The sequence below is a fragment of the Agrobacterium sp. 6Ca8 genome, assembly GCF_055382765.1.
The window spans coordinates 2,808,175-2,834,288 of the sequence record NZ_AP026433.1 but is presented as its reverse complement, the minus strand read 5'-3'; the positions used below and the strand labels follow the sequence as shown (position 1 = coordinate 2,834,288).

Below are 26,114 nucleotides of genomic sequence, written 5' to 3'. Positions count from 1 at the left end.
CCGTCAACTCGAGCGGCGGTCTACCCAGCGATGCCAGGCATCCTCGCTGCCGTTGAAGACATTGAGATCGATGCGTCCATCGACACCATGCGACAGGCCGGAGCCGGAATATTGCCAGAACAACCACTTGCGGCCGGGATAGACCACGGACGGATGCTGGGCAACGGCGCGCAGCCAGAAGGGATAGTCCTGGAACTCGCCGGTCAGATTGTCCTTATAAAAATCGGGCGCCGTATAGATAATCGGACGCTGGCCGTAATGGCGCTCCAGCTTGTCCATGAACACGCGCATCTTTTCCAGAATACGCTCACGGGAATGGCGCATCTTGCAGCTCGATTCGCCGTTATATTCCACGTCGATCACCGGCGGCAGCGCATCCGGATCGCGCGGTACGTTGCGAATGAACCAATCCGCCTGCTCGCCGGCCGACCGGCACCAGTAGAAGAAGTGGTAGGCGCCACGACGGATGCCCGCTTCCTTTGCACGCTGCCAGTTGGTGCGGAACATCGGGTCAAGATGATCGCCGCCATCCGTCGCCTTGATGAAGGCGAAGTTGGCGCCGCGTGTGCGCAGCTGCGGCCAGTCTATATTGGCCTGCCAGCGCGAGACATCCACCCCGTGGACCTGAAAATGGCGCGGCTGGACCCTGCCGAAATTGATGGGTTTGGCATCGCTGAAGCTGGAGCGGAAAATGCGCGAACGGATCTGCGCACCGGCACTGGCCGCCGGGGCTGCAGCCATGGCCAATTGTACCGGACGCTCTGCCGGTCGTACCATTCCAGCCTGTGACGGTGACGGCAAACGGGTTTCAAGCGCGTTCTGCGGCACGGGCGCTCGTGGGGTAACGGCTGAAAAGGCCTTTGGCTCTTCGGGCACCGGCCCGCCCCATGCCAAAACTTCCTGTCGCGGCTGCGCCGTGATGGGTTGGCTGCCCACGCTTGCCTGCGGCACCGGCGCGGATGGCGTAACCGAACTCGTGGTTTCCTTCGACGGCAGGCCGGCCATCAGGCTTTCCGGCCCGGAACTGGACGTACAGCCACCAAGCAGAAGGCAACCGAAGAGAAGTGCTGGCACAGCCGATGAACGCATGAGAACCCGTACGCAAAACAATCCAGGGGCACTCTGACGCCGCCCGGGAACCTCGAAATACAATTGCTAACGGAAGATTATCAAAAAAGACTGAATCTTATCTTTACGCCGACACCTTCCAACGCGCCCGTCATTTCTGGCAGGAGAATGCCTCGAGGTTTCGCGAAACGGAGAGCTTCAGGCGGTCATCGTGCTCAGATCGACCGTATCGGCGCCGGGGGAATTTTTCTTGATCGATTCGATGGCGTGGATGGCCGATGCCTTGGCCTTGTATCCTTCGGACGAAAACATCGTTTCCCCGTTGGATGCTTTGAAGCGGAAGCGATATTCCCCGGCCCTGTCCTGATAGATTTCGAATTTATACATGATCTTGGTGCCTCCTTGGCAAACGTCGGTGAAACACACTCAATTCTGAGCGGCCTTGGCCATATTCGCAACCGATAATTGCCAGATCACACAAGCCGTACCCAGGCACGGGCAATTTCCAGACCGGTCGCATCGGCCACATCGGCACGCCCGCCACGGTGATCGTGGTAATTGTTCATCCAGCCGGGCGCCATTTTCTCGACGGAAGCCGGGAATGCCTCACACCATCCGTCTACCACGGCCGTGGATGCCTCAAAATGAAATTGCGTGCCATAGGCGGCCCGGCCAACGCGAAAAGCCTGATTTCGCGTTGCACCATTGGTCGCAAGTCTCGTCGCCGCGGGAGGAAGCGTGAATGTGTCGCAATGCCACTGAAAAATGGGAAATGTCTTGTCGAGTCCCGCCAATAGCGGATCGGACACGCCCTCTTCCGTGAGGGATACGTCTTCCCAGCCGAATTCGGGCGGGCCGGCCAGAATATTCTCTCCGCCATAGGCGCGCGCCAGCAACTGGCTGCCGAGACAGACGCCCATCACGGCCTTGTCCGCATCGCCAAACGCTTTCATCAAAAGTGCGAGGTCTGGAAGATAGGGATAAAGCACGTCGTCAAGAGCGTTCTGCTCCCCGCCCAAAACGACGAGCGCATCGTGTGCAGCTGCATCGAGAGGAAGAGGCTCACCCGCATAGGCGCGGATGACATGCACGTCAGCCCCTGCCTCTTGCAGAGCGACGCCGATCTGTCCATGCGGCGTGCCCGCCATGTTTTCGATAATTGCAACGCGCATGGGGCCTCTTGCCGACAACGGGGAATACGATCGGCCGGTATCGCCGATCGAATTCAGCTTCACCACGAGAAAAACGGATTTTCAAGAGGCGCAATATCGTCAGCAAGGCAATAAGCGGAAAAGCCGGCCTGTGGCACCTTAAAATTCCCGCGACAGCTTCGCGTCGACGGAATGCCGGTTGCCGCCGCGGACAGCGAAGAACAGGAAAATGGCTGCCCAGAGAACTGATTTTTCCGCGCCACCCAGACCTTCCGCTTTTACGATACCGTGAAAATAGACCGTTACTAAAAGCACGATCATTGCGGCAAAGGATGCCGGCCGCGTGAACAGCCCAATGGCCACGAGAATTCCACCGAAAAATTCGGTGGCGGCCAGGAGAGGTGACCAGAATACACCCGGATAAAAGCCGAGGCTCTCCACCATGCCGACAGCCCCGAACGGATTGGCGATCTTGCCGAAGCCGTGGGTGACAAGAAGAAGCCCGGCCACGACGCGCAGAACGGTCTCCACCAGATCATGTGTCGAATTATAAAGAGGTGCGACCGCCGGAACGAAAAGACGCTGACGATTATTGTCGAACTGGGCCATGGGATCTCCGCGTTTTAGCCTTCGATGGCTTATCTGTTCGCAAAGCAGCATGATAAGAACAAGCATGCCGCAGGTAAAAACATGAGTATTATAGTTGACATTATCGTGAGCATTATTGTCACCGGGCGCTGAAGGAGACGTGATCATGGCCGAGACCAAGCCCCGCATAACCATCCGCTACTGCACACAATGCAACTGGCTGCTTCGTGCGGGATGGATGGCGCAGGAGATTTTGCAAACCTTCGCTTCTGATATCGGCGAAGTCAGCCTCATTCCCTCAACGGGTGGCCTGTTCGAGATCACCGTTGATGGTGAAACCATATGGGAGCGCAAGCGCGATGGCGGTTTCCCCGGTCCAAAAGAGCTCAAACAGAGAATCCGCGATGTCATCGACCCGGAACGTGACCTCGGTCATGTCGACAGGACGAAGCATGAAGGGCTCGACAATTGACGCGGCAACATGTTTCAACAGCGTCTAACCAAGTTTTTTCCCTTTAAAATCAATGATCGTCATAAAAGTTCAAAAAGTCTGTTGACACCGGGCGGCTGCCCTCGTACATCGCTCTCCGTCGCCCAGATGGCGGAATTGGTAGACGCGCCAGCTTCAGGTGCTGGTACTCGCAAGGGTGTGGAGGTTCGAGTCCTCTTCTGGGCACCATTCCATTTTTGATCTTAGCCAGATCAAACACTTAGACGAAAAAACAGCAACATTCAGTCCTCCTGCAAAAGGCAGGGGAACATGTTGCGGTTTTTCGTTTTGCTGGCGATCAACCCCGATTTTTCCCATAAAAATACTGCCCAGGACGAGCACTAAGCCTTTGTCACTTTGACAAAATGCCAGCCATTCCCGCGCGCGGAATTCCGATATATTCAGACCTGGTATTGGGTTGCAGTTCGCTTAAGGCTGGGCGTCTTTGTCGCCACTGTTTTGCGAATGCTGTTCGCAATTCGGCGTACAGGAAAGCACGGTCCGTTCCGTCTGTCGAAAAACGCGAACCGTATTGCCCTCATCGATGGAGACGAGAATGCGCTCATCGACGATTGGATTGCCCTCGGCATCGAGAAGAACAAGATTCGTCGTGCCGAAACTGCGCCCGGTCAGCACGATCGTGGTGGCATCGGCCACCGTCGCATCGGCGACTTTCGAGTTGCCGACAATAACCTTGCTCACGGGGCGGTCGAGGCGAAGGACACGGGCGTGGTTCATCGAAACGCGCAATATGTCTTCCTGAGCAAAAACAGGCTGTAACGAACCCGATAGGATGACGGACAAGCCGACCACGATTTTCGCCAGTTTTCCGGATGACACGCGTTTCGCCCCTGCTCACTACCCGCACTTACTGTGCAGCAGAATGCGGGTTTTTAGTGAATGAAGCGTTAAATGATAGAGGCCCCTAATGTGAACGGTAACCATGCCTGACATGGCAATATTTTCGAGGCTCTCGCTGTCCCGCACCAAAACTGAACATCTATGTCTCACCGGGAGGACACTTTGCCGGAAATAAGAAACTGACAGTCTCTGGAATATATTTGTTTATCAGGAACTATAAAAATAGAGACAATACTTTTTTGTTTTGTTTACCAAGAGAAACTCATCCTGTCGTTTACTTTGGATTAATCCTCTTCTTTAAGCGCTTGGAAATCGCTCACCTGTAATTTGAACGCAACCGAACAACGGAAAACAGTTGTCGGCGTGCTGAACACAACACAAGAGTTAGGAGAGACCCATGACTAAGATTTTCGCTCGCTTCCTGAAGGATGAGTCCGGCGCCACTGCAATTGAATACGGCCTGATTGCTGCGCTTATTTCTGTTGCCATCATCGGCGGCGCATCGTCGCTGGGCTCCAAAATCGGACTCCAGTTCACGAACCTCGCGACTTACCTCAACTTGACCGCGAAGACATCGTGATTATACGCACCAAAGCATATGCCACCCCGTAAACGGGGTGGCATTTTTATAACAATCTTCCGTCAACTTCGAAGAGATAAAAATGGCAGTTGCGGCAATTTTTCTTATACTGCCTCTCTGCTTGGTGTTCGCTGCCATCAATGACGTAGCGAGCATGACCATACCCAACAGAATACCGCTTATATTGCTGCTTTCCTTCATTGTGGTTGCGCCCTTTACGGGTATGGAGTGGCAAACCTTCGCAATGAGCATTTCAGCCGCCGCAGCCGTTTTTTTTGCCTGTTTTGCGCTCTTCGCTGCCAATGTCATGGGCGGTGGGGATGCCAAACTTCTCACAGCTGCCGCTGTCTGGTACGGTTTCAATGCCTCCCTAATAGAGTTTCTACTTGCGGTCACCTTCATCGGCGGCGTGTTGACGCTTGGAATCCTGCTTTTGCGATCGCGCTCGCGGGAAATCATGGCGGCCGGCATTCCCATTCCGGATTCCTTGCTGGTTGCGAAGAAAATCCCCTATGGCATAGGCATCGCTATTGCCGGGCTTTTGACCTATGGCGAAACACCGCTTGTAAAAGCCGCCATCGCAAGTCTTTCCTGAGAAATCTGCGTTCACTGCAGGTTAAAGGCCTGTTAACCAGAAATCCAAGCATAATATTAACCATAATTATACCAATGACCGGCCATCCTGACGGGAGAAGAATCTGATTCCCTCAAGGATCGAGCATGAAACCGTCGCGTATCGTCATTCTGTCCGTTGCCCTAGTCGCCGCCGGTCTTGCCGGCATCGTTGCCATGCAGATTTCCGGCGCGAAGCAGGTCATCGAAAAAGCGGAAACGATCATAGAGAAGGAACCGACGGTTAACGTTCTCGTTTCCTCGGTCAACCTACCCGTTGGCAGCCGCCTGAACGATAGTTCGGTACACTGGACGCCCTGGCCCACTGGTAACGTCATCGACAGCTTCATAACGGAAGCGAAAAACCCGAACGCCATAACCGAACTATCCGGCGCTGTCGTGCGGCTGCCTTTGTTTCAGGGCGAGCCGGTACGGCCTGAAAAAGTGGTCGATTCAAGCACCCGCATCATGTCCTCGCTTTTGCCGGCCGGCAAACGCGCCGTCGCCACGGAAATTTCCGTCTCGACAGGTGCTGGCGGTTTCGTGCTGCCGAATGACCGAGTCGATGTCATCATGGTCCGCAAGGGCGATTCAGGTCATTTTTTAACTGAAAATGTTTTGAACAATGTCCGTGTTCTGGCGATCGACCAGCAGATCAAGGAAGGCGAGGACGGCACCTCAGCCGTCGTGGGTGCAACCGCAACGCTCGAACTCACACCCGAACAGGCCAAAATCATCACCGTGGCGCAACAGATGGCGGATCGCCTTACGCTGGCTTTGCGCTCAGTCGCCGATGCGCAGGAAAACGACACGCTTTCAGCAGGTTACCTTCTCAACGGCGGCTCCGGGCAGCCGGAGATTCAGGTGATCAAATCCGGTTCGATCGTCAAAGCCGGACAAGGAGCATCGCAATGACCGGGAGTTCCATGGCAAAGCGCATTAAACAACACCTGCGTTCCTCAATGGCGGGCAGCCTTGCATTTTGCTTGGCTTTTTCAGGTTTTCCGGGTCAGCACTCTCCCGCGTTTTTGCGTATCAGCGAAGCCGAGGCTCAAAGCGCGAGCATCGTGCGGATCACCGAAAGCGGTAGTGGCATTCGCAAGCGCCTGAAGCTCGGTCTCAACAAGGCACTGGTCATCGATCTGCCGGAGGATGCCCATGATATTCTCGTCGCCGATCCGAGCCTTGCCGATGCCGTAACCCGTACGTCCAAGCGCATCTATCTGTTCGGAAAAACGGTGGGCCAGACCAATATCTTCATTTTCGGAGATGGCGGGCGCGAAATCGTCAGTCTTGATCTTGAGGTCGAGCGCGATATCTCTGGGCTTGAGGCCAATATCCGCCGTTTCATTCCCGAATCGGACATCAAGGTAGAGATCGTTTCGGACAACATCGTTCTCACTGGATCAGTGCGCACGCCGCAGGATTCTGCACGCGCCGTCCAGCTTGCCGAAGCATTTCTGAAAGGCGGCGAAGCCACCACCCGCAACATATCGCTGACGGGCGGTAACAATGGCGGTGACGCGGCGATATTTGCCGAAAACCGCCAGACATCGCAGATCGTCAATATGCTGACGATTGAGGGCGAAGATCAGGTGACGCTGAAAGTCACCGTTGCTGAAGTTAGCCGGCAGGTGCTGAAACAGCTTGGCTTCAATGGTTCCATCAGCAGCTCGACAAGCAATAACGGTTTCGAATTTTCAAATCCGTCCAATCTCGGAAATGCAATTAGCGGTGCGTCGCGAATAGCCAGTGGCGCGATTGGCTCCGGCTCGCTCAACTTTGCTTCCTATCTCAACGCCATGGAACAGGCGGGTGTCGTGCGCACTCTGGCCGAACCAAGTCTTACCGCCATCTCCGGCGAACAGGCCAAGTTCTACGTGGGGGGCGATTTCCGTCTGCCTGCAGAGCAAGAAGTTACCATCGACAAGGATACGGGCCAGCCAACCATAACGCGTACCACCAACACGGTCGACTACGGCATCACGTTGAACTTCAGGCCCGTCGTGCTTTCACCGGGACGGATCAGCCTTAAAATCGAGACCAATGTTTCCGAGCCGACATATGAAGGCAACGTTGTAACCGGAAATGCGGGCCGCACCATCCCAGGTTCTACCTACATGTCGATCCGCAAACGCGAGACATCGACAACAGTCGAACTTCCGTCCGGCGGCTCGATTGTGATCGCAGGTCTGGTCCAGGACAATATTCGCCAGGCCATGTCAGGACTTCCCGGCATTTCCAAAGTCCCGATCTTCGGCACGCTTTTCCGCAGCAAGGATTTCATCCGCAACGAGACGGAGCTTGTCATCATAGCAACGCCCTATCTGGTACGTCCTGTTGCGCGCAATCAGATTGCCCGGCCGGATGACAACTTCAACCCGGAAAACGATGCCGCGATGTATTTCATGAACCGTGTCAACAAGGTCTATGGCCGGAAGGATCAGGTCCAGGCGGCTCCCTATCAGGGATCAGTGGGGTTCATCTACAAATGACGACACACGCACGAAATCTCGTCCTCAGAGCAAGCCCGGTCCGGGCAGGAAACGTCATGCAGGAAAACCCTTCTTCCTTTTCCTCAAGCCTGCCGGGCAGACGGGCAGGTCTCGTCGCCATGGTAGCGCTTGCCGCCGGCCTGTTGCAGGGTTGCGCACGCGACCCGATGACGACCAACGCCATTCCTGACGACTACCGCACGCGCCATCCGATCACCCTCTCGGAAGCCGAGCATTCGCTGGATATTCCGGTTTCAGCAGGCGATAGCCGGCTGACCACGGCAATGGCGGATAATGTCCGTGGTTTCGCCCAGAATTACGCCTCGATGTCGACGGGAATCGTCAATATCCAGATGCCATCGGGATCAGCCAACTCGGCAGCGGCTTCAAAAATGGCGAGACAAATCCGCTCCGCGCTTTCCGGCGCTGGTGTGCCCTCTGGCAAGATCATGGAAACACGTTACGCTGCATCCCCGAATGGCGACGCCGCCCCCATTCGACTGAGTTATGTGGCCGTTACCGCCATGACCGGGCAATGCGGCCAATGGCCCGAAGACCTTTCCGACAATACCTTTGCCAACAAGAACTGGTACAATTTCGGATGTGCCTCCCAGAGCAATCTCGCGGCACAGGTTGCCAATCCCATGGATCTGGTTGGCCCGCGTGGCATGAGTCCGATCGACGCGGAGCGCCGAGCAGTGGTGATTGACGCCTATCGCAGCGGCAAAAACACGGCGACGCCAAATTGACGCGGTTCCAACAATTGTCAGGGCAGGAAAGACGATGAGCGCTGTAGAATACGATATCAAGTCAAGCGGCGACGCGGAAGCCGAACAGCCGGCGCCGCGTGCCTCGGATATGGATCGCCTGCGGCCCTTGCCCCGCATATCCGTCCATGCCTTCTGCGTCAGCGAAAACATGCAGCGCGTGATGGATGCCTTATCCAGTGACAGGCGGATGAGCAAGGTCACCCTGCGGGTAACCAAGGGCGACATCAACGCGGCGGCGACGATGTTTTCCGCCTCACCAACGCCCAACCTCATCGTTCTCGAAACAGCAAGCTCACCGTCTTCTCTGCTGGATGATCTCGCTCCTCTGGCAGAGGTTTGCGACCCCACCACCCGTGTCATCATCGTTGGCCGGCACAACGACATAACGCTTTATCGCGATCTCATCCGCAACGGCATTTCCGAATATCTCGTCGCACCGATCAACATGGCCGATCTATTGGCCTCGATCGCGACGATCTTCGTTGACCCGGAAGCGGAGCCGCTCGGTCGCAACATAGCCTTCATCGGTGCCAAAGGCGGGGTGGGCTCGTCGACGATCGCGCATAATTGCGCCTTCGGCATCTCTACCCTCTTCTCCACCGAAACCATTCTGGCGGATATGGATCTTGCCTATGGCACGGCCAACATCGATTTCGATCAGGATCCCGCTCAGGGCATGGCGGAAGCGGTGTTTTCGCCGGAACGGCTGGACGAGGTGTTCCTCGACCGTCTGCTGACGAAATGTTCCGACCACCTCTCACTTTTGGCCGCACCCTCTCTTCTCGACAGGACCTATGATTTCGATCGTCAGGCGTTTCTGCCGATTCTTGAGGTCCTGCAGCGCAGTGCGCCCGTCGCGGTTCTCGACCTTCCCCATCAATGGTGTGACTGGACGCGGGCGGTGCTTGCGGAAGCCGACGAGGTGGTCATTACGGCGGTTCCGGATCTCGCAAACCTGCGCAATACGAAGAACCTGTTCGACGCGCTGATAAAACTGAGACCCAACGACAAGTTACCGCATCTCGTTCTCAATCAGGTCGGCATGCCGAAACGCCCGGAGATCGCCCCTGCGGATTTTCTCGACCCACTGGAAATCGAGCCGGTCGCCATCATTCCGTTCGACACCCAGCTGTTCGGAAATGCCGCCAACAGCGGTCGCATGATCAGCGAGATGGACGAAAAATCCCAGATCGCGGAAACGTTCTCGCAAATTGCCCATACCATTACAGGCCGTACCATTCTGCGCAAAAACAAGCGCGGCGGTCTGGACAAGCTCAAGAATATTCTCAAGCGCAAATAGGCTCCCTTTCTGGGCCTTTAGACGGAAACGCCGATGTTCGGAAAACGCGGGCCAGAAGGCCCAGCCAGAACCATAAAGCCGGATTTTGTCGCGCCTGCCATACAGCAGGTGAAGGCAACACCTGAGCCGCGATCTCTGGCGATCGACACTTTGGAGCCCGGCCAATCGCCTGCAACGCGGCAGACGCAATCTCCCACGCAATCGCCGCAGAAAAAGCGTGCCCGCACGGAAGATTATTACAATACCAAGGGCCAGGTCTTTTCCGCGCTCATCGATACGATCGACCTTTCGCAGCTCGCCAAGCTCGACGCGGAGAGCGCACGCGAGGAAATCCGTGATATCGTCAACGATATCATAACGATCAAGAATTTCGCCATGTCCATCGCCGAGCAGGAAGAGTTGCTCGAAGACATTTGCAACGACGTTCTTGGTTATGGGCCGCTGGAGCCGCTTCTCGCACGCGATGATATTGCCGATATCATGGTCAACGGTTCCGGCCAGACCTTCATCGAAGTCGGCGGCAAGACCATCGAATCCGACATACGGTTCCGTGACAATGGTCAATTGCTTTCCATCTGCCAGCGCATCGTCAGCCAGGTCGGCCGACGCGTGGACGAATCGAGCCCGATATGCGACGCCCGCTTACCCGATGGATCGCGTGTCAACGTCATCGCACCACCGCTCGCCATCGATGGTCCGGCGCTTACGATCCGAAAATTCAAGAAGGACAAGCTCACGCTAGACCAGCTAGTGCGTTTCGGCGCGATCACGCCTGAAGGCGCGACCCTGCTCAAGATCATCGGCCGCGTCCGCTGCAATGTCGTCATCTCTGGTGGTACCGGCTCGGGCAAGACCACGCTTCTCAATTGCCTAACGAGCTTCATCGACAAGGATGAACGCGTCATTACCTGTGAGGACACCGCCGAACTGCAACTGCAGCAACCGCATGTGGTGAGGCTGGAAACGCGCCCGCCGAATATCGAAGGTGAAGGTGAGATCACCATGCGTGATCTGATCAAGAACTGCCTTCGTATGCGGCCTGAACGTATCATCGTCGGCGAAGTGCGTGGACCGGAGGTTTTCGACCTTCTTCAGGCGATGAACACCGGCCATGACGGATCGATGGGAACGCTCCACGCCAATACGCCGCGGGAATGCCTCAGCCGTATCGAATCGATGATCGCCATGGGCGGGTTTACCCTGCCGGCAAAGACGGTACGTGAAATCATTTCGGGCTCTATCGACATCGTCATTCAGGCCCAGCGCCTTCGCGACGGCTCACGCCGGATAACGCAGATCACCGAAGTGATCGGCATGGAAGGCGACGTCATCGTGACCCAGGATCTGATGCGATACGAAATTGACGGCGAAGACGCGCATGGCAAGCTGATCGGCAAGCACGTCTCCACGGGCATCAGCAAACCCCATTTCTGGGATCGCGCGCGCTATTATGGCGAGGAAAAACGCCTGGCCACCGCGCTCGACGAGATGGAAAAGACATCCTAGAGCAAGTCTTGTTTAAACGGAATCGTCTGACGTGCTCTAACTCTTTGTTTCTACGCATTTTCCGGACGGAAAACCACTACGCAATTTTACCGGAAATGCTCTAAGGAAGGCGACTGCCATGGACCCCACAATCCTGTTACTGGCCGCACTTGTCGCTATTTCGGCAGGGGCGCTTGCTTATGCCTTCCTCTTCCAGCAGATCGAGGTCGAGAAAAAGACCACTAGTCGCGTCAAGCGGGTCAAGGCCGCCGAGACGGATCACGCAAACATCAAGGCCGCGCGGGACCGGGTCCAGGAACTTGGCAAACGCCGCAAGTCCATGCAGGACAGCCTGCGGGAAATGGAAAAGAAACAAAGCGAAAAGGCGAAGAAAGCAAAGAATGTCGGTCTGCGCGAAAAGCTGGTTCAAGCGGGACTGCAACTTTCTGTCCGGCAGTTCCACCTTCTGAGCGCAGGCGCGGCTGCTTTCTCCGTCGTCATTGCGCTTCTTTATGGCCTGTCGATGCTTATCGCTCTGCTCATAGGAGCCGTCGTGGCCTTGGGACTGCCGCGATGGGTATTGGCATTTATACTCAAGCGCCGGCAGAAAAAATTCCTCGAGGAATTTCCAAATGCGCTGGATGTCATGTGCCGGTCGATCAAATCCGGATTACCGTTGAACGACGCCGTGCGACTGATTGCTTCAGACGGTCAAGAACCAGTCAAGACGGAATTCCAGCGCGTCATCGACGCGCTACAGGTCGGCATCGGCATTCCGCAGGGGATCGAGCGCATGATGCTGACCGTGCCGCTTTTCGAAGTGAGCTTCTTCAGCACCGTGATCAACATTCAGGCGCAGGCGGGCGGCAATCTTTCGGAGGCTCTTTCCAACCTTTCGAAAGTTCTGCGTGAACGCAGGAAAATGCGTGCCAAAGTCAACGCGTTATCGATGGAGGCGAAGGCCTCGGCAGTTATTATTGGCGCGCTGCCTTTCATCGTCATGCTGCTGGTGCATTTCACCTCGCCCGACTATCTGTCGGTGCTCTTCACCGACATGCGTGGGCACATCATTCTGGGGGTGTCGGCATTATGGATGCTGATCGGGATTTTCATCATGCGCCAAATGATCAATTTCGACATATGAGGGCACGACCATGACAGGAAGCCTCTTTTCCAGCCTGACGGACCCGCAAACGATCATTGCCATTCTCGTCACCCTTGCGGTTTTCGCGACCCTCTATACGCTCATCATGCCACTCTTTGAGCGAAAAGACTTCGCCAAGCGCATGAAAGCCGTGTCATCGGAGCGCGATCTCATTCGCAGCCGCGAGCGTGAGCGCCTGGCCGCCGCCACTAGGGACGGCAAGGCCTCCCTGCGTGGCAATAATAATAAATCGGCGCGCCGCATCGTCGAAAAATTCAACCTTCAGGAAGCGCTTGCCGACAAGAACACGATGAACAAGCTGCGCGCTGCGGGTTTTCGTTCACAGAATGCGCTCAACACATTTCTTGCCGCCCGGTTCGTGCTGCCATTCGTTTTTCTGGCCCTGGCCTTTACCTGGGTTTTCGTTCTCGGAAACCTCGCCGATAAGGCTTTCGTCGTCCGGCTGATGGCAGTGCTCATTTTCGGTTATCTGGGTTTTTACGCACCCAATATCTATGTTTCCAACGCCATGAACAAGCGGCAGGCCTCCATCAGGCGCGCTTGGCCGGATGCGCTTGATCTGATGCTGATCTGCATCGAATCCGGTGTGTCCATGGAGGCCGCCATGCGTCGTGTTGCGGAAGAAATGGGTGAGCAGTCGCCCGAACTGGCGGAGGAAATGATGCTGACGACAGCGGAGCTTTCCTTCCTTCAGGACCGGCGCATCGCACTTGAGAATTTTGGCATGCGCACGCAGCTGGACGGCGTCAAAAGCGTGGTGCAAGCGCTTATCCAGGCGGAACGATACGGCACGCCATTGGCTCAGGCGTTGCGCGTTCTGGCCCAGGAAGGCCGCGACGAGCGGATGAACGAAGCCGAAAAGAAGGCCGCCGCCCTGCCGCCAAAGCTGACCGTGCCGATGATCATATTTTTCCTGCCGGTGCTCATCGCAGTCGTTCTCGGACCAGCCGGCATTCGCGTCGCCGATACGTTCTGACACGCTAAACGCGCCCGCCCTATAGGCGGTAGCGCGTGATGAGGCGGAGCTGTGAAATTATCTGCGATCTGGCATTGATGGACGTGCCTGAACCCGCGTCAGCCTGCTGGCTTGTTGTCCTTCTTCGCCAGTTGCTGCCAGGAATTCTGCTGCGATAGCATTGCACGCAGATAACCGAGATTTGCCTGCGCCTGCTGTGGCGAAAGTTCCTGAACCGCGATGCGCTCAGCCTCGGCAAACCGTCCCTGAAGACCCACCACGAGCGCGAGGTTCTGGCGAACGCGGCTGTCGGCGCCCGGCTGGGCGATGGCCGATTGCAGATATGTCTCGGCGGTACGGGGATCGCTCGACAGGACATAGGACATGCCAAGGTTCGAGAGCACACTTGGATCGTTCGGTTTGAGATCGAGTGCCTGCCTGTATTTGGTGCGGGCCTCGTTCGACCTGCCAAGCTGGTCGAGCACGGCACCTTCGGCAGAATACAGCCGCCAGTCTGGACGATCAGGCGTCTGTGCTCTCTGGATGGTTGAAAGGGCCTGTTCGAGCTGGCCTGATGCTGCCTGCGCCTTGCCATAGGCGGCAAGCACCTCGCGGTCGGCCGGATTGGCGATGGCGATCTGCTGCATGACCGCGAGCGCCTGCGTGTTCTTGCCGGTCATCATCAGCACGTTGGCATAATTCATGCCGACGGACCTGTCCTTGGGGCTGCGTTCATAGGCCTTGCCGGCCGTCTCTTCCGCCTGCCGGAGCTGGTCCATGTTCATGTGGTCATAGGAGCGTGTGGCCGCAGGAATGGAGCCGGTGGACATGCGATCCGGCTTGTTGGTACTCGCGCATCCGGAAACGGCGAAAACCAGCGCTGCGAGACATGCTCCCCGCAGTAAGCCTGTCCGACCTGTCTCGCTCAAAGAAAAAGCAGTCATGGCAGTGCCCCCGCCCAAGAATTATCGATCTTGCGCCCGACATACGACAGACTCACATGACGCAACTTTCGCTTAAGCAATAATCTGTTAACCCTAACAGAGCGTTAATCGCACCGATTCTCGACAGTTACGAAAGCAGACCATGGCGCCCTATCAGTTCATCGAACGCCCGACACCTTTCAGCTCCAAGGCTGGCAGCACCCTGCCGGTTTTCGCCGTGACGCCAGCCCATATCGAACAGGGTGCCATCGATCCTGTTGCTCTGGACTGGGCGAAAAAAGCGGGTTTCAAGGCCGAAGCAGGCGCCGTATTGCTTGTTCCCTCTTCCGATGGTTCGCTGGGTGGCGTTCTTCTCGGCCTTGGCGGCAATCCCTCAGAAATCCCGTTCATAACCGGAAAACTGGCCCGCGAGCTGCCCGAAGGCGAGTGGCATATTGAAACCGCGCCATTGACGGCCAATCGGCTGGCTCTCGGTTTCGGCCTCGGCAGCTACCGCTTCGACAAATACAAGACAACCAAAACCAGCGGGGCCAAGCTTCTCATTCCGCAGGATGCCGAAGATGGCGAGATCAAGCGCGTTCTGGCCGGCGTCTTCCTCGCCCGCGATCTCATCAATGTTCCGGCTAACGATATGGGACCGGACGAGCTTGAGATCGCCTTCCGCAGCCTTGCCGCACACTACAAGGCAAAGGTGGGCGTCATTACCGGCGACGATCTGCTGAAGGAAAACTTCCCGCTCATCCATGCCGTCGGCCGCGCCAGCGAAAGCGCACCGCGCCTTCTGGAAATGAACTGGGGCAAGAAGGGAAATCCCCGCCTGACCCTCGTTGGCAAGGGTGTCTGCTTCGATACTGGTGGTCTCGATATCAAGCCAGCCGCCTCCATGGCGCTGATGAAGAAGGACATGGGTGGTGCGGCCAATGTTCTCGGTCTCGCGCTGATGATCATGGACGCGAAACTGCCGGTCAATCTTCGCGTCCTGGTGCCCGCCGTCGAAAACTCCATTTCCGCCAACGCCTTCCGTCCCGGTGACATCTACAGGAGCCGCAAGGGCCTGACGGTACAGATCGACAATACGGATGCGGAAGGCCGTCTCGTTCTGGCCGATGCGCTGGCCTATGCAGACGAGGATGCGCCGGACCTGATGATTGACATGGCAACGCTCACGGGTGCCGCCCGCGTTGCTCTCGGCCCGGATCTGCCGCCCTTCTATACCGATGACGACGATCTGGCCCACGATATCGCGGAAGCAAGCATCGATACCGACGATCCCCTGTGGCGCATGCCACTCTACATGGGGTACGACAAGGATATCCGCTCACGCGCGGCCGATATCACCAACGCGCCATCAGGCGGCATGGCAGGATCGATCACCGCCGCTTTGTTCCTGAAGCGTTTCGTCACCAATACGAAAAAATGGGCACATTTCGATATTTACGGCTGGTCCTTGAGCGAAAGGCACCATTCATCGATCGGCGGCGAGGCTCAAGGTATCAGAGCACTCTTCCATTACATCACACACCAGTTTGCGAAGTAAATCGGTACCACGGTTGATCTGACTGGCCCACGGGCGCTTCGTTAAGCGGAGCGCCCGGCCTTACTCAAACCAGAACCTTCTGTTCCTTGAGATCTTCCTCACCAAAGAACTTCAGATAACGCTCCACCTCGGATCGTTCGCCTGTCGCTTTTTGCGGATTATCGGAGAGTTTCACGGCTGGCCGACCATTGGCGTCGCTGACCTTGCAGACAATGGAAATCGGCTTCAAGCTGGCGATGGTCTTCGGCGCGCAACCGGCGAAATCATTGGTCAGATTGGTGCCCCAGCCGAAGCTCATGCGCACTCGGCCTTCGAAATGCCTGTATGTATCAACGATGGCATCGACATCGAGACCATCTGAGAAAATCAGCATCTTCTTGCGGGGGTCACGGCCCATCTTCTGCCACCACTCGATGATCTTTTCCCCGCCTTCGATCGGCGGCGCGCTGTCGGGACGGAAGCCCGTCCAGTCCGCCACCCATTCCGGCGCGTTGCGCAGAAAGGCCGCCGTGCCAAAAGCATCGGGCAGCACGATCAGCAGATTGCCGCCGTAAAGCCGGTTCCAGTCCTTCAGAACCTGATAGGGTGCTGCGGCCAATTCCTCGTTGGTCTGCGCCAGCGCCGCAACCACCATCGGCAATTCATGCGCATTGGTGCCGACCGCCTCAAGGTCGGAATCCATGGCGAGAAGGACATTGCTCGTGCCGGTGAAGGCAGGGCCGATGCCTTCCTTCAGCGCCTCGACGCACCAGCGCTGCCACAGAAAACTGTGGCGGCGACGGGTGCCGAAATCGGAAATGCGCAGGCCCGGCAGTTCCCGCAACCGTTCGACCTTTTCCCACATCTTGGCCTTTGCGCGGGCGTAGAGAACATCCAGCGTAAAATAACCAAGCGAGCGCATTGCGCTGCGCGAGCGTAGCTCATTGATGATCGCCAGCGCCGGGATTTCCCAGAGTGTCGTATCCATCCAGCGGCCGTGGAAATTCAGCTCATATTGCCCGTCGCGCTTGAAAAGCTCGTATTCGGGCAGCTGGTAGCTCGAAAGCCAGGAGAGGAATTCCGGCTCGAAGATTTGCGAGCGGCCGTAGAAGGTGTTACCCGCAAGCCAGATGTTCTCCTTCTTGGAGAGGCGCAGGGTACGAGCGTGATCGAGCTGCTCGCGCAGTTCCATCTCGTCGATCTCTTCCGCCAGCCGCACCGTCTTCGTGCGGTTGATGAGCGAAAACGTCGCGTCGACTTCCGGATAGAGTTTCCAGATCATCTGCAACATCAGCAGCTTGTAGAAATCCGTATCGATCAGGCTGCGGACGATCGGATCGAGTTTCCAGGTGTGATTGTGGACACGGGTTGCTATATCGGTCTTCGTCATGCTTGCATTCCCCAGCATCGGCCCAGAACATCGGCAGGGCCGACGTCACCCCGCACCTCGGCAGGTATTATCAACCTGTCATGTCAAAGATTTATCTGAAAAAGCAACAACAAGTCCAGAGTGCGGGCGGCGCAAACGCCGCTTTAAGTCATATTACTTCAGAAGGTCGGGTCGACAGGATTGATGCCGGGATACCAGTCCTTGGAGATGGGATTTCTGCCACCGAAGCTGGAGATGCCGTTCTCATCGGTGCAGCGATAGCCCTGAACCGGCAGACCGCGGCTACCGAAAACATCCCGGTATGGGCCGCGGGCATATCCAGTTACACCAAGTTCGCTATGGCAATTGTAACGCACCTTGGGCTGTAGCGTTCGCGGGTCCTTGACACCCGGCAGGTTCGCATAGGCATCTGGAGCCGGAGCAAAACCATTCTGAAAAACGGTCTGCGCCTGCGCGGAAGCGCTCATTAACACCGCTGCCAGGATCGCTGCCAATCGTGTTGCCATTTTTGTGTTCATCGATGCCGGTCCCGTACCATCATTCAACCGATGTAGGCTTTCGGCTGTGGTCGCACAAAGGGCGAGGCAGGCACAATTTCGTGAAGCCGCCGCCTCAGCCTTCCAGACGCCGGAAAGCCGTCGGCTTTTCGTAAAGCCAGCCGATGCGCTCGATGGCCTCATTGAGATTTTCGCGTGCAACATTCATCGTGTGGCCATTGGCATGCAGCAGCGTCTCTTCGTTTTCCATAAGGCCGACATGGCCCTTCCAGAAAACCAGATCGCCGCGGCGCAATTCATCGCGCTCTATTTCCACGCCGAGCGATTTCACCTGCATGTCGGTATCGCGCAGAACCCGTCGGCCCGTCATCGCCATGGACAATTGCACGAGGCCCGAGCAATCGATGCCGAAGCCGGAGCGGCCGCCCCAGAGATAAGGTGTCTCGATAAAGCGCAAGGCCACCGCAACATAGTCCTCTTCGAGAGCGGCATCGACTGGGCGGCAATGGGCGGCGATTATGCCTTCGCCATTTTCGGTCAGCAGATAGCGGGTGCCGCGTGTCTCGGCCTCACCAACGATCCGGACCATGCTGCCCATGGAAATGGCTGCGACCGGCGGTTTGCGCAATTCGGCGGAAGGATAGAGGAAGGTGCGTGGCGCAACCACCTGGTGGGTAACGGCAACGACATCGCCGATTGCCGTCTCCGGCACGTAACCGGCATAACCATCAGCATCCGCCTGCACCCAGGCCCAGCCATTCGCCCGGTCGAAAATGCGCACGGTTTCACCAAACAGCAGCTCCGTATCGATGCCGGCGGCAAGGTCAGGCGTTGGCCGCAGGCCAATAACCGGCACTGCGATCTGGGCGGGCGAACCGCTGACGAAACGCTCGGCCTGAACCACGCCTTGCAGTTTCTCATCGGCCAGATCGGAGCGGAAGACATTCAGGCGGCGGTCGAGCATCATGGTTTCACATCCAGAGGTTAGATCTTGCGTGCCTGATCAATAATCAGATCGCCGAATTTTTCCAGATAGAGCGCACCTGCCACGGTGCGTTTTATCACGACATTGCGCTTGTCCCGTTCGTCCCGCACCCTGTCAACCAGCCCGAGCGCTCCCAGACTGTCGAGTGCGCGGGTGATGACCGGTTTGGTCACGCCCAGCAAGGCGGCGAGGCCCCGGACTGTATGTGGCGGCGGCACGAGGTATATCTGCAGCAGGATTGTAGTCTGGCGCAAGGTCAAATCCGGCGCATCGGCCGTGACCTGCGCAGTAGATACGCGATGCCAAAGCCCCAAGGCCTCCGTAGGCGAAAGTTCTGCAGGCAAACCGGTAACCTTCCAGTCGTTATCTCACCGTTTTCATTCAACGGAGCGGAAAACTCAAGAAGCATACCGCACAAACAGAACCGCCGCGCCTTCACAGACCATAAAAGATCGCGCGGCGCGGCGGTGTTGTTTAAACCCGTTTGTCGGGCCTTTAATGTCCCCTCTGGACTTGCAAAATGAGATGCAGGAAGCGTGCCAGTTTTACTGCAGTGCACAAATACGAGCAAAAACAGGTACTTGGGGTGTAATTCCGATGTTATGTTCAAATTTTCCGCAAGGCAGAAACAGCAACAAAAACAGGCAATCAGCAATTCAGTGCTTAAAAACTGCCTTCCGCCGTAACAGCGGAAGGCTGGGATCGGGATGGATCAGATTTCCGCACCGCGTGCGGCATCGGTCGCATCTGCATTGTGCCGCCGGTTATGTCGGATCGACGACCAGAGCGAAATGCCGATCAGGGTCGCGCCACCAAGGCCGGTGATGACCTCCGGAATGTGGAACATCGTCTGCACGTACATGATGACGGACAGGATGAGGATCGCGTAGAAAGCGCCGTGTTCCAGATAGCGGTATTCGGCGAGCGTTCCCTTTTCCACCAGCATGATCGTCATCGAGCGCACGTACATGGCGCCGATACCGAGGCCGATGGCGATGATGAACAGGTTCTGCGTCAGCGCAAAAGCACCGATGACGCCATCGAAGGAGAAGCTTGCATCGAGCACTTCGAGATAGAGAAACGCACCGAAGCCGCCTTTTGCAGCGCCTTCGAGCACTTCCTGGCTACGATCGAGAATACCGCCGACGACTTCCACCAGCAGGAAGGTCAAAAGACCCCAGATTGCCGCATGGAAAAAGGTGTTGGCCGCAACCGGACCAAGCTCCGGATTGTCGCTAGCGCCGATGATACGAGAGAAGGCCAGCATGACGACCAGCACGAAGGCGATCTCGATACCCTTGACGGAGGAATAGACCGCAGCCTTTTCCTCGATCCAGCGCACCCAGTGCACGTCCTTTTCATGGTCGAAGAAGAAGTTGAGACCGACCATCATCAGGAAGGTACCGCCGAAAGCAGCGATTGGCAGATGGGCGTCACGCATGATTTCTGCATAACGTTCCGGCTGCGTGGCCGCCATGACGAGCGCCGTCCAAGGGCCGACATTGGCGGCAACGACCACGATCAGCAGCGGGAAGACGATACGCATGCCGAAAACGGCTATCAGAATACCCCAGGTCAGGAAGCGATGCTGCCAGACTGGCGTCATCTCTTTCAGCTTGTTGGCGTTGACGATGGCGTTGTCGAAGGAAAGCGAAATTTCCAGCACGGCAAGCACCGCACAAATGAAGAAGATCGTCGCTGTTCCACTGACAGTTCCGGTCATTTCCCAGCCGAGATAGCCGCCAAGGATCAGACCGACGATGGTGACGATAAAAGCCCACTTGAAGTAGGAAAGTGTGGTTTTCTGGGCGGCGCTCATGTCCGGTTACCTCCGGTAACGAGAGCGATTGCGGAACGACGCAGGACGTCGGGCCGCACGCAGAAAGCACGCGCGCGAAGCACATTCAGGTTTTTCATAGTTTTTAATCCGCCGGCCAATTTTTGCAGGCGGTACCGACATCACGAGAGCGCCGTAAAACTCTCGCCAGAGGGGCCCGGCACCTTTGTTTCCTCTGCCCTTGCGAGACATATGATCGCAGGACCTTCTCTTACTCCTCGAAGATCACCTCTTCGTCAAGTCCCGTGATGATTTCGGCGGCAACATCACGGGTAAACAGAGGAAATGCCTAGTCCGCAGCCAGTATATCCACCTTTTCGCGACCGCGTTTGAGCGTATTTTCACGGAAGAAAATATAAAGGCCGGAAAGAACGATCAGGCCCGCACCGACGACGATACTGGTCTGCGGCACATCACCAAAGAACAGCCAGCCAAAGACCACCGCCCAGAGCAGCAATGTGTATTGCAGCGGCGCGACGGTCGCGGCGTCCGCGAGCTTCAGAGCGCGGTTGACCAGCACATGCGCCGCCATGGCGACCACGCCAAGCAGGCCGAGGAAAGCGAGATCGAAACCGGACTGGACCGGCAACCAGCCCGACGGCGTGACGAACACCGCAACGAGGCCCGCAAGCCCCGCACCGATGATCTGCCAGAAAGCGAGCACCGTATCGGGCGTGTTGCGTAGCTGGCGTCCGGACAACATCATGAAGGCGAAGGCGGCGCTGCCGAGAATGGAAAACAGTGCGGCCGAGGTGAGGCTTGCCGAGCTTGGCTGCAAGGCAATGAGAACACCGACGAAACCAATGGCGATGGCCGTCCAGCGACGCCAGCCGACCTTTTCTCCCAGGAGAAACGGCGATAGAGCCGCCACATAAATGGGGGCGGCGAGCCAGTAGGTCATCACGTCTGCCAGCGGCAGGGCAGCGACTGCGAAATAGAAACAGAAAAGCTCGGCGGTGGAGAAGAATACGCGCGCCACCTGGAGAGACGGTCGCTCGATTTTCATGAGGCCGGAAAGACCGCCTTTCCACACGATCGGAACCAGAATGACAAGGGCAGCGACGCTGCGGATGAGGATCACCTGCCCCTGGCTGTAGGTCGAAACCAGCCATTTTCCCATAGCGTCGTTCAACGCGAAAAGCAGCATTCCAAGCAGCATGACGGCCACGCCGAGGCCAGTCGGCGAAAGCTTTCGTAATATATTCGGCATGTCAGGTTCCGTTCTCTCCCAATGGCTGCATTGGTCGTTCAGCCAGCCCTCGTTTGTCAAGCCCGAAGCGGGAGGAGTCGCGTATTAATAGTACTAATAAATCGGCAATTTCGATGTCACGCGAACATGCGCTTCTCTTCGGCAACGAGTTCCTGGAGAAAATCGACCACCGTGCGTACGCGGACCAACTGACGGGCGGATTCGTGATAGGCCGTCCAATAGGACCGACTTATGCTCATATGCGGCATGATCCGCAGAAGTTCGGGATATTGTCCGGCAATGTAATTGTGCAGGATGCCGATACCGGCGCCCGAGCGCACCGCCTCGGTCTGACCGGTGGCGCTGGATATTTCAAAGGCGGCGTCCCAGTCGCGCATGATCTCGCCGGTATAGTTCAGAGAAGGCGAGAAGATCAGATCCTCGACGTAGCCGATGCGCCGATGGCGCTTGAGTGTTTCCACATCCGCCGGCGTTCCATATTCGGAGAGATAGGACTTCGATGCGTAAAGCCCCAGCGAATAGTCGGTGAGCTTGGAAAACATCAGCCTACCCTGTTCCGGCCGCTCGATGGTGATGGCGATATCGGCCTCGCGCTGCGACAGGGAAAAGGAGCGCGGCACCGGCACGAGCTGGATTTTCAGGTCGGGATAACGCGCGGTCAGCCGGCCAAGCCGTGGCGCAAGAAAAGAAACCCCGAGACCATCGGGCGCGCCGATGCGCACCGTTCCCGCCACTGCCGTATCGACACGACCGAGATTTGCCTGCGCATTCAGCATTTCGGTTTCCATGCGCTCGGCAGCGCCCAAAAACAGCTGACCTTCTTCGGTCAGTTCGCAACCGTTCGTCCGGCGGATGAATAATTGGGTCTTCAGTGCCTGCTCCAGCGACGTCAATCGCCGCGAAAGCGTAGCGTGGTTGAGTCCGAGCCGTTTCGATGCGGCAAGGATCTGCCCGGAGCGGGCAACGGCGAGGAAGATGCGGACGTCATCCCAATTCATGGTTTGCTGCGCAGCATTATGGGTTCGACGTCAAGCAAGGTCAGCGACGTCACCATTCCTGCCACACCCTCTTTGTATTTCAGAAAATGCGGCGTTTGCAGATGCGCTTCATATGCCGCCCGGTCCGCGTAGACTTCGAGGATGCGAATCTTTTCCGGGCTGCCTTTAATTGCCACCGCATTTAATGCAAGCACACCAATTTCCAGGCTGACCGAAGCTTCGATCTCTTCTGCAAGCAGTCTGCGGTAGGCATCCAGCTGGGTTGGATCGATTTCGATTTCAGCCATCCGCACGACCGGTTCATCGCTCATCAAGCTTCTGACCTTCTGTTGACCGGCGAACGTGTGGGTGTCGGAAATCCGCCGCTACCCTCAAAATGCTCGCCTTGCTTCAATTTACGCACAACGGTTTCTTATCTGAGTTCATTGATTTGTACAAATTCAAGTGCAATGCTGCACCCATCAAAAAATCGCGGAGGAAAGCCCCATGAGGGAAATCGGTCATTTCATCAACGGCAAGCATGTGTCCGGCACCAGTGGCCGCACATCTAACGTCTACAACCCGGCAACCGGCGAAGTGCAGGCGACTGTCGCGCTTGCCAGCGACGCCGAGCTGCGCGCTGCCGTGGAAAGCGCAAAAGCGGCACAGCCGAAGTGGGCCGCCACCAACCCGCAGCGCCGCGCCCGCGTTTTCTTCAAGTTCGTCGAACTTCTGAACCGCGACATGAATGAACTGGCGGTGCTGCTCTCCAGCGAGCACGGAAAGACCGTCGAGGATTCCAAGGGCGATATCGTGCGCGGCCTCGAAGTCTGCGAATTCGTCTGCGGCATTCCGCATCTGCAGAAGGGTGAGTTCACCGAGGGCGCAGGTCCCGCCATCGACATGTATTCGATCCGCCAGCCGGTCGGCATCGGTGCGGGCATCACGCCGTTCAACTTCCCCGGCATGATCCCAATGTGGATGTTTGCGCCGGCAATCGCCTGCGGCAACGCCTTTATCCTCAAGCCTTCCGAGCGCGATCCGTCCCTGCCGATCCGCCTTGCCGAACTGATGATCGAGGCAGGTCTTCCGGCCGGCATCCTAAACGTCGTCAATGGTGACAAGGGCGCTGTCGACGCCATCCTGACCGATCCGGATATTGGCGCGGTTTCCTTCGTCGGCTCGACGCCGATTGCCCGCTACGTCTACGGTACTGCCGCCATGAACGGCAAGCGCGCACAGTGCTTCGGCGGCGCGAAGAACCACATGATCATCATGCCTGATGCCGATCTCGATCAGGCCGTGAACGCCCTGATGGGCGCCGGTTACGGTTCGGCCGGCGAACGCTGCATGGCTGTGTCGGTTGCGGTTCCGGTTGGCGAAGAAACGGCCAACCGTCTCGTTGAAAAGCTCATCCCGCAGATCGAAGCACTGAAGATCGGCCCCTACACCGACGACAAGGCTGATATGGGCCCGCTCGTTACCAAGGAAGCGCAAACGCGCGTCAAGGGTCTGATCGACAGCGGTGTCGAGCAGGGCGCAAAGCTGCTGGTCGATGGCCGCGACTTCAAGCTCCAGGGTTATGAAGACGGCTATTTCGTCGGTGGCTGCCTGTTCGACCACGTCACCCCTGACATGGACATCTACAAGACGGAAATCTTCGGACCGGTTCTCTCCGTCGTTCGCGCCAAGAACTACGAAGACGCGCTGGAACTGCCGATGAAGCATGAATATGGCAACGGCGTTGCGATCTACACCCGTGACGGCGATGCTGCGCGTGACTTCGCCAGCCGCATCAATATCGGCATGATCGGCATCAACGTTCCGATCCCTGTTCCGCTCGCCTACCACTCCTTCGGCGGCTGGAAGGCCTCGAGCTTCGGCGATCTCAACCAGCACGGAACGGATTCAATCAAGTTCTGGACGAAGACCAAGACGATCACCTCGCGTTGGCCGTCCGGCATCAAATCGGGTGCCGAATTCGTCATGCCGACGATGAAGTAAGCAATGCGTCTCTAAACAATGAACCGGCGGGCGATTGACCCGCCGGTATCCTAACCGGTCAAAGGCGTGTAAACGGCGTCAATTGGTCGGGCCGTCGTTGAAACCCACTTCGTCCACCAGCTCGGATGCCTGTTTGCGGTGGGCGGCAATATCCGTCAGTGGCAGCTTGTCCGGATTGATGGGGCCGAAGCCCTTCACGACATCGGAAGGCTCCGCGCCGGGCAGCACCGGGTATTCGAAGACCTGCTTGGCATAGATTTCCTGCGCCTCGCGCGATGCCAGGAATTCCATCAGCTTCAGCGCATTGTCCTTGTTGGGTGCGTATTTGGTCAGCGCCATGCCGGAGATATTCACATGCGTTCCGCGGTCGCCCGCATTGGGGAAGATCACCCGCACCGATCCCGCCCAAACCTTTTCCTCCGGCTCGCGGTCGTTGGTCAGCATCAGGCCGACATAATAGGTATTGCCGAGCGCGATATCGCATTCGCCGGAAAAGATCGATTTGGCCTGGCTGCGGTCTGTTCCATCAGGCTTGCGGGCAAGATTGTTCTTAAGGCCGGTCAGCCATGTCCGGGTATAATCGACGCCATGATGGGCGATCATCGAGGCGATCAGCGCGATATTGTAGGAATGCTGGCCGTCGCGAATGCAGATCTTGCCCTTCCATTTCGGATCGGCAAGCTCTTCATAGGTGATGTCTTTCTGGGTGACCCGCTCCTTTGAGGCATATACCACGCGGCCACGCGTCGTCAGGCCGAACCATTCGCCTTGCGGATCGCGCAGATTGGCCGGGATATCCTTTTCAATGACGGGATCGTTCAGCACCGGCTGTGTGACACCGCCTTCTTTTGCCTCGACAAGCCGGGCAATATCGACCGTCAACAGCACGTCGGCCGGCGAATTGACGCCTTCTGCCTGAATACGCTCCACCAGACCCTTGTCGAGGAAGAGAACGTTGGCCTCTATGCCCGTTTCTTTCGTGAAGGCATCGAGCAGCGGCTGGATCAACTCGGGCTGCCGGTAGGAATAGACGTTCACCTCGCCGCCCGCAAAAGCAGCGGGCGCGGCCCAGAGGATCGTCAGACCCGAAAAAACGGCAGCGGAAAAACACGATTTCAAGCTTGCCATTAAGAATGCCTCCATTACATTCAGATTCTTGACTTGTTTGTTCATGAATCATCAAAGCGGTCAACAAGGCTGTCCGAGAAATATCGAATGGCTGCCAGTTTTTTCA

At 57.0% G+C, this 26,114-nt stretch carries 27 protein-coding genes and 1 tRNA gene; 13 read left to right on the top strand and 15 right to left on the bottom strand.

Annotation, left to right across the window (positions count from 1 at the left end):
• Positions 1–3: 3 nt before the first annotated feature.
• From ACZ5A6_RS13755 to ACZ5A6_RS13740, 4 genes are all read right to left on the bottom strand, one after another.
• Complete coding sequence (locus ACZ5A6_RS13755; RefSeq protein ID WP_035251997.1) at positions 4–1,089, bottom strand: glycoside hydrolase family 25 protein; 1,086 nt, start codon at positions 1,087–1,089, stop codon at positions 4–6.
• Between the two features lie 177 nt (positions 1,090–1,266).
• Positions 1,267–1,455, bottom strand: a complete 189-nt coding sequence (locus tag ACZ5A6_RS13750) for a YegP family protein (protein WP_003514584.1) — start codon at positions 1,453–1,455, stop codon at positions 1,267–1,269.
• 86 nt (positions 1,456–1,541) lie between these two features.
• A complete protein-coding gene (locus ACZ5A6_RS13745; RefSeq protein WP_003514574.1) occupies positions 1,542–2,240 on the bottom strand; it encodes a type 1 glutamine amidotransferase in 699 nt (232 codons plus the stop codon).
• Positions 2,241–2,378: 138 nt separating this feature from the next.
• The gene (locus tag ACZ5A6_RS13740) at positions 2,379–2,828 is read right to left on the bottom strand and encodes a DoxX family protein (RefSeq protein ID WP_003514571.1); all 450 of its coding nucleotides are present in this window, start codon (positions 2,826–2,828) and stop codon (positions 2,379–2,381) included.
• A gap of 145 nt (positions 2,829–2,973) precedes the next feature.
• On the opposite strand from ACZ5A6_RS13740, the gene ACZ5A6_RS13735 reads away from it, so the two are divergent.
• On the top strand, positions 2,974–3,279 hold the full coding sequence (locus ACZ5A6_RS13735; protein WP_003514570.1) for an Rdx family protein: 306 nt from the start codon (positions 2,974–2,976) through the stop codon (positions 3,277–3,279).
• A 120-nt stretch (positions 3,280–3,399) separates the two neighbouring features.
• Positions 3,400–3,486: transfer RNA gene (locus ACZ5A6_RS13730), tRNA-Leu, on the top strand.
• A 240-nt stretch (positions 3,487–3,726) separates the two neighbouring features.
• Here ACZ5A6_RS13730 and ACZ5A6_RS13725 read toward each other — a convergent pair.
• Positions 3,727–4,110: a pilus assembly protein N-terminal domain-containing protein gene (locus ACZ5A6_RS13725; RefSeq protein WP_046205577.1), complete on the bottom strand. Its 384-nt coding sequence runs from the start codon at positions 4,108–4,110 to the stop codon at positions 3,727–3,729.
• A gap of 445 nt (positions 4,111–4,555) precedes the next feature.
• Between ACZ5A6_RS13725 and ACZ5A6_RS13720 the strand changes: the two genes are divergently transcribed.
• The 9 genes from ACZ5A6_RS13720 (at position 4,556) to ACZ5A6_RS13680 (ending at position 13,541) form a co-directional block, all read left to right on the top strand.
• Positions 4,556–4,738: a Flp family type IVb pilin gene (locus tag ACZ5A6_RS13720; RefSeq protein WP_003514568.1), complete on the top strand. Its 183-nt coding sequence runs from the start codon at positions 4,556–4,558 to the stop codon at positions 4,736–4,738.
• An 82-nt stretch (positions 4,739–4,820) separates the two neighbouring features.
• A complete protein-coding gene (locus tag ACZ5A6_RS13715) occupies positions 4,821–5,333 on the top strand; it encodes an A24 family peptidase (protein WP_003514567.1) in 513 nt (170 codons plus the stop codon).
• Between the two features lie 125 nt (positions 5,334–5,458).
• On the top strand, positions 5,459–6,265 hold the full coding sequence (cpaB, locus tag ACZ5A6_RS13710; RefSeq protein WP_003514566.1) for a Flp pilus assembly protein CpaB: 807 nt from the start codon (positions 5,459–5,461) through the stop codon (positions 6,263–6,265).
• Entirely contained in the window at positions 6,262–7,845 is a 1,584-nt protein-coding gene (locus tag ACZ5A6_RS13705; protein ID WP_025592137.1) for a type II and III secretion system protein family protein, read from the top strand. The genes cpaB and ACZ5A6_RS13705 overlap by 4 nt, the downstream gene beginning before the upstream one ends.
• Positions 7,846–7,901: 56 nt before the next feature.
• A complete protein-coding gene (locus ACZ5A6_RS13700) occupies positions 7,902–8,594 on the top strand; it encodes a CpaD family pilus assembly protein (protein WP_003514564.1) in 693 nt (230 codons plus the stop codon).
• 34 nt (positions 8,595–8,628) lie between these two features.
• Positions 8,629–9,915: an AAA family ATPase gene (locus ACZ5A6_RS13695; RefSeq protein WP_003514563.1), complete on the top strand. Its 1,287-nt coding sequence runs from the start codon at positions 8,629–8,631 to the stop codon at positions 9,913–9,915.
• 33 nt (positions 9,916–9,948) lie between these two features.
• A complete protein-coding gene (locus ACZ5A6_RS13690; protein WP_149909543.1) occupies positions 9,949–11,421 on the top strand; it encodes a CpaF family protein in 1,473 nt (490 codons plus the stop codon).
• A 118-nt stretch (positions 11,422–11,539) separates the two neighbouring features.
• Entirely contained in the window at positions 11,540–12,544 is a 1,005-nt protein-coding gene (locus tag ACZ5A6_RS13685) for a type II secretion system F family protein (protein WP_003514558.1), read from the top strand.
• A 10-nt stretch (positions 12,545–12,554) separates the two neighbouring features.
• On the top strand, positions 12,555–13,541 hold the full coding sequence (locus ACZ5A6_RS13680) for a type II secretion system F family protein (RefSeq protein WP_003514557.1): 987 nt from the start codon (positions 12,555–12,557) through the stop codon (positions 13,539–13,541).
• A gap of 98 nt (positions 13,542–13,639) precedes the next feature.
• On the opposite strand, the gene ACZ5A6_RS13675 is transcribed toward ACZ5A6_RS13680, so the two are convergent.
• Positions 13,640–14,464, bottom strand: coding sequence for a tetratricopeptide repeat protein (locus ACZ5A6_RS13675; protein ID WP_065659772.1), 825 nt, complete (start codon positions 14,462–14,464; stop codon positions 13,640–13,642).
• Positions 14,465–14,606: 142 nt separating this feature from the next.
• Here ACZ5A6_RS13675 and ACZ5A6_RS13670 point away from each other — a divergent pair, with 142 nt between their 5' ends.
• Positions 14,607–16,001 (top strand): leucyl aminopeptidase, encoded by a 1,395-nt coding sequence (locus tag ACZ5A6_RS13670; protein ID WP_013635292.1) that lies wholly within the window; start codon positions 14,607–14,609, stop codon positions 15,999–16,001.
• Positions 16,002–16,065: 64 nt separating this feature from the next.
• Here ACZ5A6_RS13670 and pncB read toward each other — a convergent pair whose 3' ends face one another.
• The 8 genes from pncB to ACZ5A6_RS13630 form a co-directional block, all read right to left on the bottom strand.
• Positions 16,066–17,370 carry a nicotinate phosphoribosyltransferase gene (pncB, locus tag ACZ5A6_RS13665; RefSeq protein ID WP_003514549.1) on the bottom strand — a complete coding sequence of 435 codons (1,305 nt, stop codon included), beginning with the start codon at positions 17,368–17,370 and terminating at the stop codon, positions 16,066–16,068.
• Between the two features lie 158 nt (positions 17,371–17,528).
• The gene (locus ACZ5A6_RS13660; protein ID WP_035251992.1) at positions 17,529–17,888 is read right to left on the bottom strand and encodes a hypothetical protein; all 360 of its coding nucleotides are present in this window, start codon (positions 17,886–17,888) and stop codon (positions 17,529–17,531) included.
• Positions 17,889–17,982: 94 nt separating this feature from the next.
• Positions 17,983–18,834, bottom strand: coding sequence for a C40 family peptidase (locus ACZ5A6_RS13655; RefSeq protein ID WP_112682570.1), 852 nt, complete (start codon positions 18,832–18,834; stop codon positions 17,983–17,985).
• A 17-nt stretch (positions 18,835–18,851) separates the two neighbouring features.
• The gene (locus tag ACZ5A6_RS13650; RefSeq protein ID WP_080799778.1) at positions 18,852–19,196 is read right to left on the bottom strand and encodes a MarR family winged helix-turn-helix transcriptional regulator; all 345 of its coding nucleotides are present in this window, start codon (positions 19,194–19,196) and stop codon (positions 18,852–18,854) included.
• Positions 19,197–19,564: 368 nt separating this feature from the next.
• Complete coding sequence (locus ACZ5A6_RS13645; protein WP_003514542.1) at positions 19,565–20,671, bottom strand: DUF475 domain-containing protein; 1,107 nt, start codon at positions 20,669–20,671, stop codon at positions 19,565–19,567.
• Between the two features lie 307 nt (positions 20,672–20,978).
• The gene (locus ACZ5A6_RS13640) at positions 20,979–21,899 is read right to left on the bottom strand and encodes a DMT family transporter (protein ID WP_003514540.1); all 921 of its coding nucleotides are present in this window, start codon (positions 21,897–21,899) and stop codon (positions 20,979–20,981) included.
• A gap of 116 nt (positions 21,900–22,015) precedes the next feature.
• Complete coding sequence (locus tag ACZ5A6_RS13635; protein WP_003514539.1) at positions 22,016–22,897, bottom strand: LysR family transcriptional regulator; 882 nt, start codon at positions 22,895–22,897, stop codon at positions 22,016–22,018.
• Complete coding sequence (locus tag ACZ5A6_RS13630) at positions 22,894–23,208, bottom strand: putative quinol monooxygenase (protein WP_013635289.1); 315 nt, start codon at positions 23,206–23,208, stop codon at positions 22,894–22,896. The genes ACZ5A6_RS13635 and ACZ5A6_RS13630 overlap by 4 nt, the downstream gene beginning before the upstream one ends.
• Before the next feature lie 175 nt (positions 23,209–23,383).
• Here ACZ5A6_RS13630 and ACZ5A6_RS13625 point away from each other — a divergent pair, with 175 nt between their 5' ends.
• Complete coding sequence (locus ACZ5A6_RS13625; protein ID WP_003514535.1) at positions 23,384–24,880, top strand: CoA-acylating methylmalonate-semialdehyde dehydrogenase; 1,497 nt, start codon at positions 23,384–23,386, stop codon at positions 24,878–24,880.
• A gap of 78 nt (positions 24,881–24,958) precedes the next feature.
• Here ACZ5A6_RS13625 and ACZ5A6_RS13620 read toward each other — a convergent pair whose 3' ends face one another.
• Entirely contained in the window at positions 24,959–26,008 is a 1,050-nt protein-coding gene (locus tag ACZ5A6_RS13620) for a Fe(3+) ABC transporter substrate-binding protein (RefSeq protein ID WP_236768911.1), read from the bottom strand.
• Positions 26,009–26,114: the final 106 nt, after the last annotated feature.

Bases quoted from the DNA above. Each gene is read 5' to 3' on its own strand.
- ACZ5A6_RS13755 (WP_035251997.1), bottom strand. From the start codon at position 1,089: ATGCGTTCATCGGCTGTGCCAGCACTTCTCTTCGGTTGCCTTCTGCTT.
- ACZ5A6_RS13750 (WP_003514584.1), bottom strand. From the start codon at position 1,455: ATGTATAAATTCGAAATCTATCAGGACAGGGCCGGGGAATATCGCTTC.
- ACZ5A6_RS13745 (WP_003514574.1), bottom strand. From the start codon at position 2,240: ATGCGCGTTGCAATTATCGAAAACATGGCGGGCACGCCGCATGGACAG.
- ACZ5A6_RS13740 (WP_003514571.1), bottom strand. From the start codon at position 2,828: ATGGCCCAGTTCGACAATAATCGTCAGCGTCTTTTCGTTCCGGCGGTC.
- ACZ5A6_RS13735 (WP_003514570.1), top strand. From the start codon at position 2,974: ATGGCCGAGACCAAGCCCCGCATAACCATCCGCTACTGCACACAATGC.
- ACZ5A6_RS13720 (WP_003514568.1), top strand. From the start codon at position 4,556: ATGACTAAGATTTTCGCTCGCTTCCTGAAGGATGAGTCCGGCGCCACT.
- ACZ5A6_RS13715 (WP_003514567.1), top strand. From the start codon at position 4,821: ATGGCAGTTGCGGCAATTTTTCTTATACTGCCTCTCTGCTTGGTGTTC.
- cpaB (WP_003514566.1), top strand. From the start codon at position 5,459: ATGAAACCGTCGCGTATCGTCATTCTGTCCGTTGCCCTAGTCGCCGCC.
- ACZ5A6_RS13705 (WP_025592137.1), top strand. From the start codon at position 6,262: ATGACCGGGAGTTCCATGGCAAAGCGCATTAAACAACACCTGCGTTCC.
- ACZ5A6_RS13700 (WP_003514564.1), top strand. From the start codon at position 7,902: ATGCAGGAAAACCCTTCTTCCTTTTCCTCAAGCCTGCCGGGCAGACGG.
- ACZ5A6_RS13695 (WP_003514563.1), top strand. From the start codon at position 8,629: ATGAGCGCTGTAGAATACGATATCAAGTCAAGCGGCGACGCGGAAGCC.
- ACZ5A6_RS13690 (WP_149909543.1), top strand. From the start codon at position 9,949: ATGTTCGGAAAACGCGGGCCAGAAGGCCCAGCCAGAACCATAAAGCCG.
- ACZ5A6_RS13685 (WP_003514558.1), top strand. From the start codon at position 11,540: ATGGACCCCACAATCCTGTTACTGGCCGCACTTGTCGCTATTTCGGCA.
- ACZ5A6_RS13680 (WP_003514557.1), top strand. From the start codon at position 12,555: ATGACAGGAAGCCTCTTTTCCAGCCTGACGGACCCGCAAACGATCATT.
- ACZ5A6_RS13675 (WP_065659772.1), bottom strand. From the start codon at position 14,464: ATGACTGCTTTTTCTTTGAGCGAGACAGGTCGGACAGGCTTACTGCGG.
- ACZ5A6_RS13670 (WP_013635292.1), top strand. From the start codon at position 14,607: ATGGCGCCCTATCAGTTCATCGAACGCCCGACACCTTTCAGCTCCAAG.
- pncB (WP_003514549.1), bottom strand. From the start codon at position 17,370: ATGACGAAGACCGATATAGCAACCCGTGTCCACAATCACACCTGGAAA.
- ACZ5A6_RS13660 (WP_035251992.1), bottom strand. From the start codon at position 17,888: ATGAACACAAAAATGGCAACACGATTGGCAGCGATCCTGGCAGCGGTG.
- ACZ5A6_RS13655 (WP_112682570.1), bottom strand. From the start codon at position 18,834: ATGATGCTCGACCGCCGCCTGAATGTCTTCCGCTCCGATCTGGCCGAT.
- ACZ5A6_RS13645 (WP_003514542.1), bottom strand. From the start codon at position 20,671: ATGAGCGCCGCCCAGAAAACCACACTTTCCTACTTCAAGTGGGCTTTT.
- ACZ5A6_RS13640 (WP_003514540.1), bottom strand. From the start codon at position 21,899: ATGCCGAATATATTACGAAAGCTTTCGCCGACTGGCCTCGGCGTGGCC.
- ACZ5A6_RS13635 (WP_003514539.1), bottom strand. From the start codon at position 22,897: ATGAATTGGGATGACGTCCGCATCTTCCTCGCCGTTGCCCGCTCCGGG.
- ACZ5A6_RS13630 (WP_013635289.1), bottom strand. From the start codon at position 23,208: ATGAGCGATGAACCGGTCGTGCGGATGGCTGAAATCGAAATCGATCCA.
- ACZ5A6_RS13625 (WP_003514535.1), top strand. From the start codon at position 23,384: ATGAGGGAAATCGGTCATTTCATCAACGGCAAGCATGTGTCCGGCACC.
- ACZ5A6_RS13620 (WP_236768911.1), bottom strand. From the start codon at position 26,008: ATGGCAAGCTTGAAATCGTGTTTTTCCGCTGCCGTTTTTTCGGGTCTG.